At 39.2% G+C, this 15541-nt stretch carries 14 protein-coding genes and 1 tRNA gene; 3 read left to right on the top strand and 12 right to left on the bottom strand.

Annotation, left to right across the window (positions count from 1 at the left end; translation table 11 throughout):
* Positions 1 to 30: 30 nt before the first annotated feature.
* From AC6UDC_RS06675 to trpS, 6 genes are read right to left on the bottom strand one after another with little or no spacing between them, the layout of a single operon-like run.
* Complete coding sequence (locus AC6UDC_RS06675) at positions 31 to 879, bottom strand: DUF72 domain-containing protein (RefSeq protein ID WP_500721908.1); 849 nt, start codon at positions 877 to 879, stop codon at positions 31 to 33.
* 8 nt (positions 880 to 887) lie between these two features.
* Positions 888 to 1598 carry an NAD-dependent protein deacylase gene (locus AC6UDC_RS06670; RefSeq protein ID WP_500696929.1) on the bottom strand — a complete coding sequence of 237 codons (711 nt, stop codon included), beginning with the start codon at positions 1596 to 1598 and terminating at the stop codon, positions 888 to 890.
* Positions 1599 to 1607: 9 nt separating this feature from the next.
* Entirely contained in the window at positions 1608 to 2579 is a 972-nt protein-coding gene (locus tag AC6UDC_RS06665) for an IpaB/EvcA family protein (protein WP_500721905.1), read from the bottom strand.
* Entirely contained in the window at positions 2566 to 3831 is a 1266-nt protein-coding gene (locus AC6UDC_RS06660; RefSeq protein ID WP_500721901.1) for a hydroxymethylglutaryl-CoA reductase, degradative, read from the bottom strand. The genes AC6UDC_RS06665 and AC6UDC_RS06660 overlap by 14 nt, the downstream gene beginning before the upstream one ends.
* An 8-nt stretch (positions 3832 to 3839) precedes the next feature.
* Positions 3840 to 4775 carry a Ppx/GppA phosphatase family protein gene (locus AC6UDC_RS06655; RefSeq protein ID WP_500694008.1) on the bottom strand — a complete coding sequence of 312 codons (936 nt, stop codon included), beginning with the start codon at positions 4773 to 4775 and terminating at the stop codon, positions 3840 to 3842.
* 51 nt (positions 4776 to 4826) lie between these two features.
* Positions 4827 to 5846, bottom strand: coding sequence for a tryptophan--tRNA ligase (gene trpS / locus AC6UDC_RS06650; RefSeq protein ID WP_500721898.1), 1020 nt, complete (start codon positions 5844 to 5846; stop codon positions 4827 to 4829).
* A 307-nt stretch (positions 5847 to 6153) separates the two neighbouring features.
* On the opposite strand from trpS, the gene helD reads away from it, so the two are divergent.
* Positions 6154 to 8466 carry an RNA polymerase recycling motor HelD gene (gene helD / locus AC6UDC_RS06645; protein ID WP_500721896.1) on the top strand — a complete coding sequence of 771 codons (2313 nt, stop codon included), beginning with the start codon at positions 6154 to 6156 and terminating at the stop codon, positions 8464 to 8466.
* Positions 8467 to 8600: 134 nt separating this feature from the next.
* Here the strand turns inward: helD and AC6UDC_RS06640 are convergent, their stop codons facing one another.
* On the bottom strand, positions 8601 to 9503 hold the full coding sequence (locus AC6UDC_RS06640; RefSeq protein WP_500721894.1) for an Abi family protein: 903 nt from the start codon (positions 9501 to 9503) through the stop codon (positions 8601 to 8603).
* Positions 9504 to 9621: 118 nt separating this feature from the next.
* Positions 9622 to 9694: transfer RNA gene (locus AC6UDC_RS06635), tRNA-Thr, on the bottom strand.
* A gap of 70 nt (positions 9695 to 9764) precedes the next feature.
* Here AC6UDC_RS06635 and AC6UDC_RS06630 point away from each other — a divergent pair.
* Positions 9765 to 10658: a metal ABC transporter solute-binding protein, Zn/Mn family gene (locus tag AC6UDC_RS06630; protein WP_500721892.1), complete on the top strand. Its 894-nt coding sequence runs from the start codon at positions 9765 to 9767 to the stop codon at positions 10656 to 10658.
* Between the two features lie 35 nt (positions 10659 to 10693).
* Here AC6UDC_RS06630 and AC6UDC_RS06625 read toward each other — a convergent pair whose 3' ends face one another.
* The gene (locus AC6UDC_RS06625; RefSeq protein WP_500706702.1) at positions 10694 to 11464 is read right to left on the bottom strand and encodes a DUF4811 domain-containing protein; all 771 of its coding nucleotides are present in this window, start codon (positions 11462 to 11464) and stop codon (positions 10694 to 10696) included.
* The gene (locus tag AC6UDC_RS06620; protein ID WP_500721891.1) at positions 11464 to 12945 is read right to left on the bottom strand and encodes an MDR family MFS transporter; all 1482 of its coding nucleotides are present in this window, start codon (positions 12943 to 12945) and stop codon (positions 11464 to 11466) included. Before AC6UDC_RS06620 ends, AC6UDC_RS06625 begins: the two co-directional genes overlap by 1 nt.
* Before the next feature lie 184 nt (positions 12946 to 13129).
* Between AC6UDC_RS06620 and AC6UDC_RS06615 the strand changes: the two genes are divergently transcribed.
* A complete protein-coding gene (locus AC6UDC_RS06615; protein WP_500694014.1) occupies positions 13130 to 13606 on the top strand; it encodes a MerR family transcriptional regulator in 477 nt (158 codons plus the stop codon).
* Positions 13607 to 13635: 29 nt separating this feature from the next.
* Here the strand turns inward: AC6UDC_RS06615 and AC6UDC_RS06610 are convergent, their stop codons facing one another.
* Positions 13636 to 14334 (bottom strand): 2,3-diphosphoglycerate-dependent phosphoglycerate mutase, encoded by a 699-nt coding sequence (locus AC6UDC_RS06610; protein WP_500694015.1) that lies wholly within the window; start codon positions 14332 to 14334, stop codon positions 13636 to 13638.
* Positions 14335 to 14376: 42 nt separating this feature from the next.
* Positions 14377 to 15468 carry an AI-2E family transporter gene (locus AC6UDC_RS06605; RefSeq protein WP_500694016.1) on the bottom strand — a complete coding sequence of 364 codons (1092 nt, stop codon included), beginning with the start codon at positions 15466 to 15468 and terminating at the stop codon, positions 14377 to 14379.
* Between the last annotated feature and the right edge of the window lie 73 nt (positions 15469 to 15541).

The raw sequence follows: 15541 nt of genomic DNA, 5'->3' as shown, positions 1-15541 counted from the left end.
ATCGTACCAATATTATACTACTTTTGCCCCTTAAAACAGATCGAGTTGCATGGGAGCTAACCCACCAAAGTTCAATCCTAAAATCTTTTTTAACTGAAGGGCATTGTCAGCCGCATCATGACCGGAATTGTTGTTAAAAATGACGCAAACTACCTTAGCTTTTTGGCGTAGATCATCAACAACTTCGGCAAAATGCTTTAATTCATCTTCGTTATAACGGTACAGAGTCCGTTTCTTACGCCACTGGGAGCTCTTTTCAAACCAGCCCTTTTGGTTTTGACCGTGCAGTCGAAGCATGACGAAATTTTTATCCGTAACAACAGGTTCAAAGGGCACGCCATCTGACAGGTTATGGGGCTCGTCAGCGATCACTTCACTCATTTTGAGGCTCTTTAGATAATCGTGGACATCATTTGAGATTTCATCACCATACCAGCTAGGATTTCGAAACTCAACTGAGATGGGTAAACTTCCCATCCACTCACGAACTAGTCGAAGGTACCTAATGTTATCGTTGTTTAAATGGAAGTACGGCGGAAATTGAAATAAAACGGATGCCAACTGGTTACTATCAACCAGTGAAGCAACCATCTCACCATACCGCATAAATTGCTCCCTTCTAACCTGCTCATTATCTTCACCAAACTGTGGCAAATGATGTTTGGTCATCAAATAATTGGCCTTTAAGATGAATTGAAAATTGTTTGGAACCTGCTTTTGCCAATTCTCCACCGTCTTAATTTTAGGGATGCCGTAAAACGGATTATCAACTTCAACAACGGGAAAATGTTCCGCATATTCTGATAAAGTAACTTTGCGATCTTCCCCATTAATCAGTGATGGATGATCAGACCAGGTTGTCAGTCCAATTAAAATCACGTTACCACCTATACTTTCAGTTTATCAAAGAAATCAACGGCATCTTCTTGCACCATGGTGAACGGAAACGGAAAATTAAGTGCCTCTTGGTTAATCGCAATCACATCGGCACTGGGATTACGGTAATCAAGTAATCCGGCAAACGGATAAACTCGCATTGAAGTCCCGACGATCACAATTAGATCACTTTGACTCATCAATCGAACACTATTTTCAATTGTTTGAGGATTAATTCCCTCACCATATAAAACAATGTTAGGGCGCAAAATTCCACCACAGTTTTGATGATACATACTCTTCATATATTCCTGATAATCAACGTGTTTGCCACATTTTTGGCAGTAAATATCATAGAGGTTGCCGTGAAACTCATTCAGGTTCTTTGCGTCAGCTTTTTCGTACAGATTATCAACGTTCTGAGTGATAATACTAGCCCGATTTTGACGGGTTAATTCCGCCTGCTTTTTGTGAATAACGTTGGGTTGAGCATCTGGATAGTACATGTTCTTTTTGACGTACTCGTAAAATACCTCAGGTTCATTTACTAAGCAGTCGTGACTCAAGTAATATTCCGCTGGTTTACTGCTCTTGTCATTCGTATACAATCCGCCCTTAGAACGATAATCGGGAATTCCAGAAGGGGTAGAGATTCCGGCTCCCGTTAAAAATACGATGTTTTTAGCATTATCAAACTTTTCTTGAATATTATCTTGATTCATATTGTCACCTTATCTCAATAAATATGGAATCCGTAAGTCTTGATACAACTCTTTAACCGTCTTTGAATATAGTTCTTTGAAATAGTCTTCACTTGCCTTTTTACCAGATGGACCACTTGTCACAAACGAATTTTGGTCATCCGATTTGGTAAAGCCCACGTACGCTCTTTTGTTAGTCTTGGTCTCCTTTAATTCTGAGTGATAAAGGTTAAAAACCTGTTTCACTTGCAAACCGAGTTGGCGCTTTGAGAAGACCGCCGTTAGCATCACAAAATCATTTAATTGTAAGGCTGGTAGTCCCCAATTCTTCATCTGTTTATCAAAATCACGGTATAGTTTGACCACATCGCGTCTGAGGGTAAATGGTGAGTCCACCGGCTTCTCTGTAAGCATTGTGTAGAGTTCCTTAGCGGCCTTTAAAGAAATGGGAAAACTCGTTTGAAATACGTCTTCGTACTGATCAAAGTGGTCGCCAAGAAAAATCATGGCATCCAAAATGGTCACTAATCGTAATGGCATTTCATCGTCGACCTTCCCAGACTCAGGGGTAATCGTCTGTCTAACACCCTTAACATATTCTTTTTCAACCGCTTCATCAACTAAACCGTGCTTTCGCTGTTCAGCATACACGACAAAGTGACATACATCATCGTACAACTCAGTTCCCATGTACATTAACTGTTCATCAAGTTGCTTATCCCCACTAGTAAGGGGAAAGTAAATCTGTGGAAAACCACGGAGTGTCATTAACAAGTGTAACAACTCATGAGTAGCAGTAAAATCCGGCTCAGTCAGATCTCTAATCTGCACGTAAAGTCGATCACCATCTTGCACGACTTGCGCTTGGTCATGTCGCACATAACCGGACTTTAAGTTGCCAATAAATTGAACCTCAACGTCACCTGGAAAAAAGTGACTGACTTCGTTAATTAAGCCTTGCGTCGTCTTACTTAATTGCACATTATCATTATTTTCGGCCATCTGATCCAAACTTCCCTTCTATAATTTGTTTTGCGTTTTCTAAGTTTCTTTGATTTGTTGGTAATTTCTTTAATGCGTTAATCACCATGTCCAAGTTCTTACTGGAAGCTCCAGCAGACATGGCGAGTGATTTCATCTGAAGGTTCATGTGACCCCGTTGAATCCCATCGGTTACAAGCGCCTTTAGGGCTGCCAGATTTTGTGCTAGTCCCACGGAAGCAATCACCTCCATGAACTCCATGGCGGAGTTAACGTTTAAAATTTGATAGTTAATCCTACTCATTGAAAAGAGCCGAGTTGTACCACCAATGATTCCTGAGGGTACCGGAATGATAATTTCTCCCTTTAATCCGTCAGGAGTAACTCGCCATTGACTAACCCCACGATACTGACCATCCCTTGCGGCATAGGAATGAACCGCACTTTCAACGGCGCGCCAGTCATTACCAGTGGCAACGAGAACCGCATCAATCCCATTCATGATACCCTTATTGTGAGTTGCGGCCCGTTTTGGGTACTTATTTGCAATTAATGAGGCTTCTGCGATTTTTTCAGCAACGTTTTTTCCGTCCAATTGACCTCGTTTTAGGGCCCGAAACGGAACGGTTCCTGATGCTGTAACCAAATTTTTATCCCCATAATTCGATAAAATACTCATTAAAGATGATTGACTAGTGTTGATTTCAATGTATGTCGAAAGAGCCTCAAGCATCGAATTCATGATGTTAGCCCCCATCGCATCACCGACATCAACGAACAGTTCAATCACCAGATAATGATCGTAAAGAGGTGAGACGGTCAAATCGTGTATACCACCGTATTTATCAATTGTGGGATGAGCATCGTGTGCAACCTGCATTAATTTAACGCGATGATTTTCAACCCATTCGGTAAATTGAACTGGATCCGAGACTCCTAAAATGACTTCACCAGTCAAGATGCGACTCTGAGACTTTGCCTGAATGCCGCCACCAACACGGAGCATGTTGGCGCCGTTACTAGCGGCCGCAATGACCGAGGGTTCTTCAATCACCATCGGAATTAAATGTTCGACTCCGTTAATTACAAAGTTAGTTGCAACCCCCTCTGGCAATCCGTAGTCAGTAAGGTAGTTTTCAATCATGTGGCTACTAGCGTCTACGAAGTGACTTTCAATCACATCAAGTTGTGTTCGATCAAGATCGGCAAATTTGGCAACCTGCTGTAACCGTTTTTGATATGATTTTTTATAAAATCCATTAAAATCGTTCAAAATGACACCTATTTTCTAAAATGAGGACTATTCTCAATGTATTCATTAATCAGTCCCTCACGCACGCCACCGTTTGAGAAAATGACCCGCTTGGAATCAATAAAATGCATCATGACAGTTAAACAAAGGGAACCACCAATGATGACGTCGGCACGGTCGTTTTCAAGCCCATTAATCTTTTGACGCTCAGCCAAAGTCTTACTCAGAAACATTTCCATCGTACTGTTGACCTGTTTTCTGGTTAACTGAAAATTTTGGATGTGATCAACATGGCTTAAATGTTGGTACTGCCGATTAATTCTTGCAATTGCGCGGGCCGCTCCACCAATCAAAACAATCGGATAATGAAGGGGCTTCTTAATCCAAGGAATCCGACTATACACTTCGATAACGTAAGACTCAGCCGCAAATAAATCAGCTGGAGTCACCTGGTTAATCAAATGAAATTGTTCCGAAATTTTTACTGCCCCAATGGGAACGCTGATACAATGGATATCTTTTTGGTTTCTAACCTGAATAATTTCAACACTAGCACCACCAACATCCATCAAGAGATAATCTTTAACCGCCAATCGATCAGAGATTCCTAGATAATCATAGTAAGCTTCTTCCTTGCCGGTTAACACGCGAATCTTAATGTGAAGCTGCTTATAAACATTGTGTAAAAAATCCTTTTGATTTTGAGCTTGGCGCACCGCTGCCGTAGCAATGGCACGAACCACAACGTTTTTATACTTTGAATACTCTGACTTAAAGGATCGAAGCGCCGAGATCGTACGATTCATTGCAGTTATCTGTAAAATGTTATTTTGTCCGATTCCCTCAGACAATCTCGTATCGTTCTTAACGCGTTTAATCTCATGATAACTTCCATCGGAATCGATGCAATAAATTGCCATTCTGACTGAGTTTGAACCGATATCAATGATAACAAAGTTCTCCATTCGATTCTCCTCCTCAAGTATTTATTCATATTTGGTGCTATGACAATTTATCTACTTAAAATAATTAATCCCCATGGCATCGCGAACTTCTTCAAGGGTGTTTTCTGCAACAATGTTAGCCGCGTCGCTTCCGTCTTTTAAGACCCTGTATACATACTCAGGATCCTTAGCTAACTTTTCTCGACGTTGTCGAATTGGCTTGAGTTCATCTTGCAAAACTTCGTTTAAATACAACTTAATTTTAACATCTCCAAGACCACCGTGTTGATATTGCTTTTTAAGTTCACTAACTTTTTGCTTGTCGTGAGCGAAAATATCCAGATACGTAAAGACCGTGTTTCCTTCAACTTGACCTGGGTCATCAACGTGAACGTGCTCTGGATCCGTGTACATGGACATCACTTTTTTCTTAATGGTATCGGCATCGTCAGCAAGGTAAATGGCATTATTAAGTGACTTACTCATTTTGGCATTTCCGTCGAGGCCGGGAATGCGCCCCCTGCCTTTCGGTGGAAAGAAACCTTGTGGTTCAACCAATACGTTCTTGTGATAGGCACTATTAAAGCTTCTAACAATCTCCCTAGTCTGTTCGATCATTGGCTCTTGATCTTCTCCGACCGGAACCACGGTTGCCTTAAAGGCAGTGATATCAGCAGCTTGACTGACCGGATAAATGAAGAAACCAGCTGGTACACTTTCACCAAAATTTTTCTGTTTAATCTCAGTTTTAACGGTCGGATTTCGTTTCAGTCGGGAAACCGTTACTAAATTAAGATAAATCATGGTCAGTTCATTTAAGGCTGGGATCTGGGATTGGACAAAGATCGTTGATTGATTTGGATCAAGTCCGACCGCTAGATAGTCCAAGGCTACCTGCAATAGACTGTTTTGAATCTTCTTTGGATCACGAGCGTTATCGGTCAAGGCCTGCATGTCAGCAATCATGATGAATGGATCGTAGTTACCCGAATTCTGCAACTCTAAACGGCTCATTAACGAACCAACGTAGTGTCCAATGTGAAGTTTTCCGGTCGGACGATCACCAGTTAATACAATTTCTTTTTTTGCCATCGTAATTTTCCTTTCTTTAATAAAAAACGTCCTATTGAATAATCAATAGGACGCCTTGCACGTGGTACCACCTAAATTGCAGAGATTTCTCTGCCACTTAAACTATAAGGTTGTTACCCATTATCCAGTTCGTGTCGTCTGACTAATCTCAGTAAACATAGCCTCTCTGTTATTTGACTTCACTACTTACTAAACTAAATACATATTAACTTCATTTTATGCGATTTATGACGGGTTGTCAAAGCACGAAAAAATTGACAGTACCGGCTTTTCAAATTAGAATTATTCACGAATTAAAAGGAGGAGTATGCACTTGAATAAGGATGAAAAAAACAAAGAGCAAGAGCGGGTCACCTGGGTTGGTTCCCAATTGGACGAAAAAATCCAAGATACCCAAACCGAATACCAAAAAGCCAAGGCAGAAACTCAACGAGTTCAAAAAGACTACGGGACTAACACATCCGCAAATTATTTGGAAGCTGATGACCGAATCGAAACCAGCGCTGACCTACAACAACAGCGAAGTTTAACTAACAAAGTGGTTGAGGATCAAGCCATTGTTGAGGGCCAACTAGCCACTTACCAGGATCTTAAAAAATCACCTTACTTTGGTCGAATTGACATCTCTGACGAGGGCTTTTCTGACGTTGATCACCTATACATTGGAAAGGCGTCTTTCATCGACAAAAACGGTGAATTCTTAATCTATGATTGGCGAGCTCCCATTTCAAGTGTCTACTATAATGGTACGCTTGGAAAAGTCACTTATGACACTCCCAATGGAAAACAAGCCACTGACCTTCTAAAGAAGCGTCAATTCCAGATTAAAGACGGCAAGATCATCAACATGTTTGATACCAACGAAACGGTTGGCGACGAACTCTTGCAGAGTGCTTTAAGTGATGAAAACAACGAAAAGATGCAGAACATTGTAGCCACCATTCAGCACGAACAAAATGACATTATTAGAGATACCACCAGTAATCTGTTGGTCGTTCAGGGAGTAGCTGGATCAGGAAAGACCTCAGCACTCTTACAACGGATTGCTTTTCTGTTATATCACAGTCGGGACTCTTTAAATGCTGACCAAATCCTACTCTTTTCTCCGAATCTTCTTTTTAGTAACTACATTAAGGATGTGCTGCCAAGTTTAGGGGAACGTAATATGCGTCAGGTTACGTTAGCTGAATTTTTTGCCCACCGACTTGAGGGCATGAAAGTTCAGACCCTTTTTCAACGTTACGAAGCTTCTGATCATGATTCTGATTCTAAACTTCGCGAATTCAAAAATAGTCAGAACTTCATCGATCAGATTGAAAACTACGTCCAAACTCTCACTTCTGATCAAATCAAGTTCGATGATATTCACTTTAATGGTGAAGTTTACTTTTCTAAAAAGGAAATTCGTGAAATTTACGCTAGCTTGCCTACCGGAATGAATAGCAGTGAAAAACTTCTGCAAACGAAGAACCGCTTAATCAAGAGACTGAAGAACCGTATTCACGATGAAACTAAGAAAAAATGGGTCGCTGACATTATCGACACCATGAGCGAAGAGCAGTACCACAATCTTCTGGGAGAAAAACACTTAAATGACTTTGAGGAACTAGACGATGAACGAAACTACATTGCCACGCGACTAGTTAAAGATCGACTTAGTACCGTGTACGATGCCATCTACAACGATGAGTTTTTCGATCCATACGTTCAATACGCCGATTTTCTTGACCACGTTAAGTTGCCTGAAAATGTTGAACCAGATGCTTTTAAACAAAGCAAAAATGATTTCCTAAATCACATTGAATTTCACCAAATTGGTTTGGACGACACTGCCCCCCTGCTGTACTTGAGGGATCGTTTCAGTGGGGAAAATAAAAACGTTAACATTAAATACCTCTTCGTCGACGAGATTCAGGACTACTCAATTGCCCAGATTATGTATCTCAAGCTCATTTTTCCGAGAGCTAAGTTCAACCTGATTGGTGATAGTGAACAGGCCATCTTCAAGGATGTCGAGTCAGCCCAAACGTTACTGGACAAGCTTAATGATGCCATTCCTAGTAAACATTCGCGACTAATTCAGCTGAATCGTTCATACCGCTCAACCTATCCCATCACGTCCTTTGCCAAATCATTACTACCAGATGGGAATAACATCGAGGCCTTCAACCGAAATGGGGAAAAGCCCGAGTTAATCGTGAAGGACAATTTTAATGAACTAACAAGTTCCTTATTTGACGTTATCAACGACCAACTTCAAAAACACGAAACCGTCGCGGTCATTACTAGAGATGCCACATCGGCCAAACAAGTTTATCAAAAGGTCAACGCTCACTACGATGCTACATTATTAAAAGATAGTGACCGAGATATGACCTCACCAGTTGTTGTACTTCCCGTCTACCTGGCCAAGGGACTCGAATTTGATTCGGTCATTGCCTGGGACGTCTCAAAAAAGAATTACCCTGATCAGCACTCACTCGGAGTCCTTTACACAATTCTGACCCGCGCCATGCATTCGCTAACCCTGTTGTGTAACGGCGAGGTTTCGCCGTTGATTCCCAAACAAGCCATCAGTGACAATTTAATTAAAGTCAGCAAAAATTCAACGGCCGAATAAAAAAGAACTACTCAACTAAAATGAGTAGTTCTTTTCCGTGTAGATTATATTAAAAGTAACCTACGTTTATGACGGCCACTAATAAGCAGCAGACACGGCACTCGCCATATTTTCTATAATCACTATAGATGATTTTACTTATATTTGTCAATACAAAAGCTAATATTATAAAATAATTCATTAAATTCATTTCCTTTATAATATTGACTAAAATGTCTACGGAACCTATTAGTCCATTCATTTAAATCATTTATTCTATAATTATGAGAAGATTCACTACAAAGTTTTTTATGAAGTCTCAAAGCAAGGGCTAAACTTAATATGAATGGACGTCTAATTTCATTTCGACCAAATCCATCATGTCCTAAAGAAGTGACAATTGGATATGGTATATTTTTGTTTTCAAAATACCTAATTCTCTTATTGATCAATTGACGATTATGTGCACAATAATTTCTCAATCTATTTACGTATTTAAAAGAATAGTTTAAGGATTTTAAAGTTTCATTATGGGGATGTTTCTCTGATAAATATTTAATAAATCCCCTTAACTTTCCAAAGCTCCCAAGTTCAAGAACTATCCAAATTGGTGGATTTTCAAAATACTGTTCATATTCTCGATTTACTTTAAAATTTCCATTTCGATCAAAATAAGAAACACAAGAGAATATTTTTCTTTTCAATTCTTCAGGATCATTGTCTCTAGATAAAACTTTTTGAACAATATTATACCCATCTTCGGAATTATCATTAGTACAAATACGTAAAATAAACGTTTTTGTAAAATGTTCTATATCTAAACATAACTTTAACAAAACATAGCGTAATTCCATATCTAAAGTTGAAATATCCTCTAACATTGGAAAACTTTTAATTTCTGTTCCAAAACACTTAGTAAATGATATTAGTTTAAAGAAATAATTCTTATTTTTTAAAAAATTCAATGCATTTCCTTCTTCATCGGAAGAAATATTTACACCATGGCTTTTAAGCCAAGATATTTGTTCTTCATAACTAAGTTTTTTATCAAGATCCATTTAATTCCGCCTAACAATAAATATACAAATTCTAACATTATTTTTAATAGTACTAATATTAAGCAATTAATTCAATACTAATAATACTGTCTTCCTTCAAATTAAACATTTACTACTAAGCCATTCCCGGGAGTCGAACCCGGCACCTTTTCCTTACCATGGAAATGCTCTACCTACTGAGCTAGAATGGCATTCCTATTTTACCACACCAAAAATGGTACACTAGGATAGAATTCATAAAGATTAGAAAAGGACGATAATATGAAACGACATTTTAAACTTTCCCTCCTAGTCACTTGTCTCGTACTACTGATGATTCCACTCACAGCCTGTCACAAATCGGCAGCCCATGACCCAAAGAAAATTCAGGTTGTAAGTTCCGTTAACTTCTATGGGGACGCGGCCCAACAAGTCGTTGGAAAGTACGGTCACAACACGTCCATCATCAATTCAGACGTTGATCCACACGACTTTGAACCAACAACTAACAACGCGAAAGAAGTTGCCAAGGCAAACGTGGTCATCTCAAATGGAATTGGTTATGACGATTGGATGAACGAATTAATTCACAACGCTGGAAACGATCATCAACAAGACGTGAACGTTGGCAAATTGATGCATAAAAAAGATGGCGACAACGAACACATTTGGTATAAACCAACTACCATGGACCATTTGGTTGATCATCTAGTTACCGTCTACAGTAAGATTGATCCAGATCACCGTGGATATTTTGAGGAAAATGCGCAAACATACAAAAATGAATGGGGCCAAACGCAACGGTTAATCAAGCAGTTATCAAAGAATTCGCACGGTCAATCAGTTGCTACCAGCGAACCCGTATTTGACTACTCACTTTCAGCTCTTGGTTACAAACTTAAGGACTACGGGTTCTCAAATGCGATCGAAAAGGGCGTCGATCCTTCAGTCAGTGACATTTCTAACCTGCAAAGTGACATGCGCAACCATAAGATTGCTTTCTTTGTTAATAACACTCAATCCGATAGCCCGGTGGTAACGCAAATGGTTAAGTACGCTAAAACACATCATGTTCCCATCCTAAACGTATCGGAGACCGCTCCAAAGGGGCAAAATTACATGCAGTGGATGAACAATCAGTACCGCGAACTTGAAAAAATTCAAAAACAACAATAAAAAATGATGCTCAAAATTTGAGCATCATTTTTTATCTAGTTAACCTTTAAAGCTTGTTCCATTGCCTTTTGTTCCATCTGATTTTTAGCTTTGTTCTGCATTTGCGCCTTAAATTCATTCTCAGCTTGTTTTTGCAGCTTAGCTTGGTCCTTTGGTGACATCTTTGGATTTTCGGCCATAGCTTGTTGTATCTTAGCTGCTACAAACTGTTTCCCAGAAGCAGCCATCTGTTGCTGAGCTTCAGGACCTTGTTGTGACTGCTTCATTTGAGCAGCCTCTTGTTTCATGGCCTTCCCAAATGCTTTAGCTTGTTCAGGTGTGAATACCATGTAACCTGATTTTACGTGGAAGGTATTCGTACGTTTAATAAAGGCTTCTTTTTGAGCAAACATGAAGAAGACTTTGTAAAATTTATTTTTGTAGACCCAATCTTGTTGCTTCGTAACCAGTTTGTTTGAATCGCCACCTGGTTTGATTTCATTCGTAGTGTCAATCGCAGGTGTTACGGTTGGCTTCTTTTGATTTGCATTCTTTTTGTAGATCACAACTTTATCATTAGTCTGACCAATCTTCTTATACAATATCATGTTGGCTTGATTGTTCACTGATGTAAACGAAGTGGTCTTAACCGTGGTCTTCTTTTCCATCCCAAAGTGATTGTGGTAATTGGCAATCATTAGACCAATCGTAATGATAATCAAAGCAGCAAATATAAGGCCTAAAGAGGTCGCCACTTTTTTATTAGCAATCAAATTCCACGTTAAGAAAAAGGCAATTACAAAAATAATTAGTAAGATAAATATCATTATTTTTTACCTCCCTTTTCAAAAACAGGATCTTCAGTAACATGACCCTTTTTCAACGCAAACGTCAAAAGAAAGGCAATTAATGAGATTAAGAATGCGACTCCAAAGGCTGCCATGTATCCTTTCAAATTAGCGTTAATTGCTCCAGCTCGATATGCCAATGGATTAATTTTAAGTAAGTGTTTTGCTGGCATATTATTGGTAGTAACGTTGGCTAGAATTGAAATCATAACGGCCGTTGAAATTGATCCACAAACCTGTCTAAAGGTATTGTTAGCAGCAGTTCCATGTCCCATTTCAGAAACTGGAAGAGCATTCATTCCAGATGTCGTTACTGGCATCATGGACATTGCCACCCCAAACATTCTAATCGCATACAAAATAACAACGTAAATGGTTGGAGTATCCTTTGTTAAAAACAAAAATGGAAAAGTTCCAACCGTCAATAAGAACAATCCACCCATTGCTAAACGACGGGCTCCAAACTTATCGAATAGTCTTCCAGTAATTGGGCTCATAAATCCGGTTAAAAGTGCTCCGGGTAATAGAGTCAATCCGGAATGAAAAGCACTCATCCCTCTAACAATTTGTAAGTAGAGAGGTAAGACCATTTCAACTCCGACCATTCCCATGAAGACCACCGCACTGACAATGGTTCCAAGTCGAAATTCACGTGATTTGAAAACATTTAAATTCAAGAACGGGTTCTTCATGACCAGTTGACGCCATCCAAAGAGAATAATAAAAATGACTCCAATAATTAATCCCCAAATGACAGTTGGACTGCCCCAACCGTCATTTCCAACTGACGAGAATCCATAAAGTAAACTACCAAAACCAATGGTAGACAAAACTAATGAGAGATAATCTAGCTTACTTTTCTTAGTTGGAAGAACTGGTTTAACAAAAAACAGTCCTAAAACAATGACTATGGCAACAATGGGAGCAATAATCCCAAACAAATTTCGCCAAGATGAAGTATCAATCACCCATCCAGACAACGTTGGTCCAATGGCAGGCGCTAAACCAACGACGATTCCAGCAAGTCCCATGGCAGTGCCCCGTTTTTCTGCTGGAAAAATTGACAACATGATAGTCTGAAGTAATGGCATGGCAATACCAACTCCAACACCTTGAATCAAACGTGATCCAAATAAAAACCAGAAGCTTGGAGCTATCCATGACCCCACCGTTCCAATCTCAAAGATGATCATTGCTGATAAGTACAGCCATTTAGTGTTAAAACGTCCACTCAACCAGGCACTAACCGGAATCAAAATTCCGTTAACCATCATAAATCCGGTGGTTAACCACTGAACGGTCGAGGTATTAACATTAAAGGCACGCATTAATGTAGGAAAAGCCGTTGACAAAATGGTTTGGTTTAAAACCGTACAGAAGGTTCCAACCAAAAGAATAATGACAAACATGGTTCGATTATACTTTTTGCCATTCGCATCAACAGCAGGAATATTATGCATTATATATGCCCCTTTCAAAAGCTTAATTAATTAATATTTGCTCAAAATTACAACACCAACTACTATACAACCATCCGATGTTTATGTCAATTTAATTGACACGTTCATTATTTTACATATAATTAGTATTGTATTATTTAATGAATTCATCGAGTTTGATTAAGCATAGAAAGTAGGTAAACCCTTGGAAAATGAGAATGATCAAGAAGTAGCTGACCTCAACGGACGACTCGGAAAAATCATCAAAAAAAATAACATTTCGGTTGGCATTGGTGATATTTCCAAATGCTCCGGTCTTTCCCAAAGTAAGATTCGCTACTGGGAGCAGCGAGGATACATTACTTCTTTACCAGTTCATAAAAATCAAAACAAGCGATATAGCATTTATACCTTAGTAACCGTTTTATTAATCAAATCCTATCTAGAGTCCGGATTTACTCTAGCCACGGCAGTAGATAAGGCAAAACGTCACGAAGAAATCAGTAAAGTCTTTAAAAAATTAATCCTTGATCGGGTTCAATACGTTAAAACTAAAAATGACGACTACTGCATTAATATGGGACCTCTTTCAGACGACCCCAGTAAATCGGTCATTATCAAAGTAAGCGATCGTGGTAGTAAAATCACACTAATGGATACAAAAAAGACACTTCCTAATTAATTAGGAGGTGTCTTTTGGTTTAGATTAAATTACTTATTTTCGCCTAATTTAACCTTGTCTAAAATGTTTAAGTCAGAGTCAATATCATAAACAATTGGTTGACCAGTAGCAATCTCAACGTTCATGATGTCTTCATCAGAGATTCCTTCAATGTACTTAGTTAAAGCACGAAGAGAGTTACCATGGGCAGCAACGATCACATTCTTGTTGTCTAACAATTTAGGAGCAATGTGATCTTGCCAGAATGGAATAACTCGTTCCAAAGTAACCTTTAGGTTCTCACCACCAGGGATCGCCTTTGGATCTAAGTCAGCGTAACGACGATCTTTGGCAGCTGAGCCTTCATCATTTGCGTCCAAAAGTGGAGGCAAAACATCGTATGAACGACGCCAGATGTGAACTTGTTCCTTACCGAATTTTTCAGCAGCTTCCGCCTTATTTTGGCCTTGAAGTGCACCATAGTGACGTTCGTTTAAACGCCAAGACTTCAAAACTGGAATCCATAATTGGTCACTTTCATCCAACACATAATTTAAAGTCTTGATGGCACGCTTTAAAACTGAAGTGTAAGCTTGGTCAAATTGAATGCCTGCTTCAGCAATTAATTTACCTGCATTTTTAGCCTGCTTAACTCCTTCTTCACTTAAGTCAACGTCAACCCAACCAGTGAATTGGTTCGATAAGTTCCATTCACTTTGGCCGTGTCTAACAAATACTAATTTAGCCATTGTAATTACCCCTCTTTTGTTTTTATACTAACTCATTTTACATCATTTAAAACTTTTTTTCACTAACTTACTGATCTTACTAAACCAACCTGGTTTTCGATTTCTCGCCACTTCATCAACGTTTTGGACTCCCAAGACGTCCAGTAAAAAGGTGAAAACAGGAACCGAAACAATTAAACCCCACGTTCCAAAGATGTGTTCACCAACCAGGAGGACCACGAACGTAAAGAAGATTGGTAGTTCGGTCTTAGCCGACATGAACTTGGGGTTTAACACGTATGCTTCAAGTAGATGAACCAACATAATGATAATGAAGATGTATACCACGTATCTAAATCCGCCTACAGTATAACCAATCAAGGTTAGGGGGATTAACGAAATGATAACCCCAGCCACCGGAATGAGGCTCAAGAAGAAAATCATGACAGCTAAGATCAAAAGCTGTGGAATTTGCATGATCCATAAACAAATCGTGGTAATCGTCGTGTTACAGATTGCGATAAAGAATTGGGCTTCAATCACGACCCCAAAGGTTTTGACGAAAGTCTTCGCGAAAAACAGGATATCCGAGAAGAACCACCCAAAGGTACTGGTTAAAAACTTCTTAGAAAAGCGCTTCACCTGCTTAAGTTCCAAGGTAAAAAAGAAACTCAAAAGTAGTGACAGGAACATAGCAATCCCAGTTGAACCAATGCTTGTAATGTAACTCCAAATCAGGTTCATACTTCCCTTAATCTGGTTTGGTACATTAAAGTTCTTTAGTAACCATAAAACCCACGAACGTAATTCTGGGTTTTTAATCGAATGGGGACTTTCATAAAAGGTAATTAGCGTCTTGGTTATTTCAACTCCCTGCTCAGCAATCTGGGGGAGGTACAGGACACTTACCAGTACAATGGCTCCCACAATTAATAAGTAAATCACAATGACCAAGATTGGAATCGGAATCTTAATCCGGGCCCGAATCCAAAGTACTAGCTTGGTTATTAATAACGTAAAGATAAAGGTCAAAAGAATGGTGGTCATCATTGAGCGACAGAGATACAGAACAACGACAATTAACAACAAGACCACTGCCCGTCTTAATTTTGTGTTATTTAAAAATTTTTGCCACCAATTGGTTAAATTCTCCATTTTGGTTTTAATACATCCCCTCTCCATCCATAATTCGTATTTAACACTTTACTCAAATCAATTTTAATAGTAG

This window comes from Fructilactobacillus sp. X7R7C1, assembly GCF_059901065.1.
The sequence above is the reverse complement of the archived record's forward strand: the minus strand, read 5'-3'. Positions and strand labels throughout refer to the sequence as shown.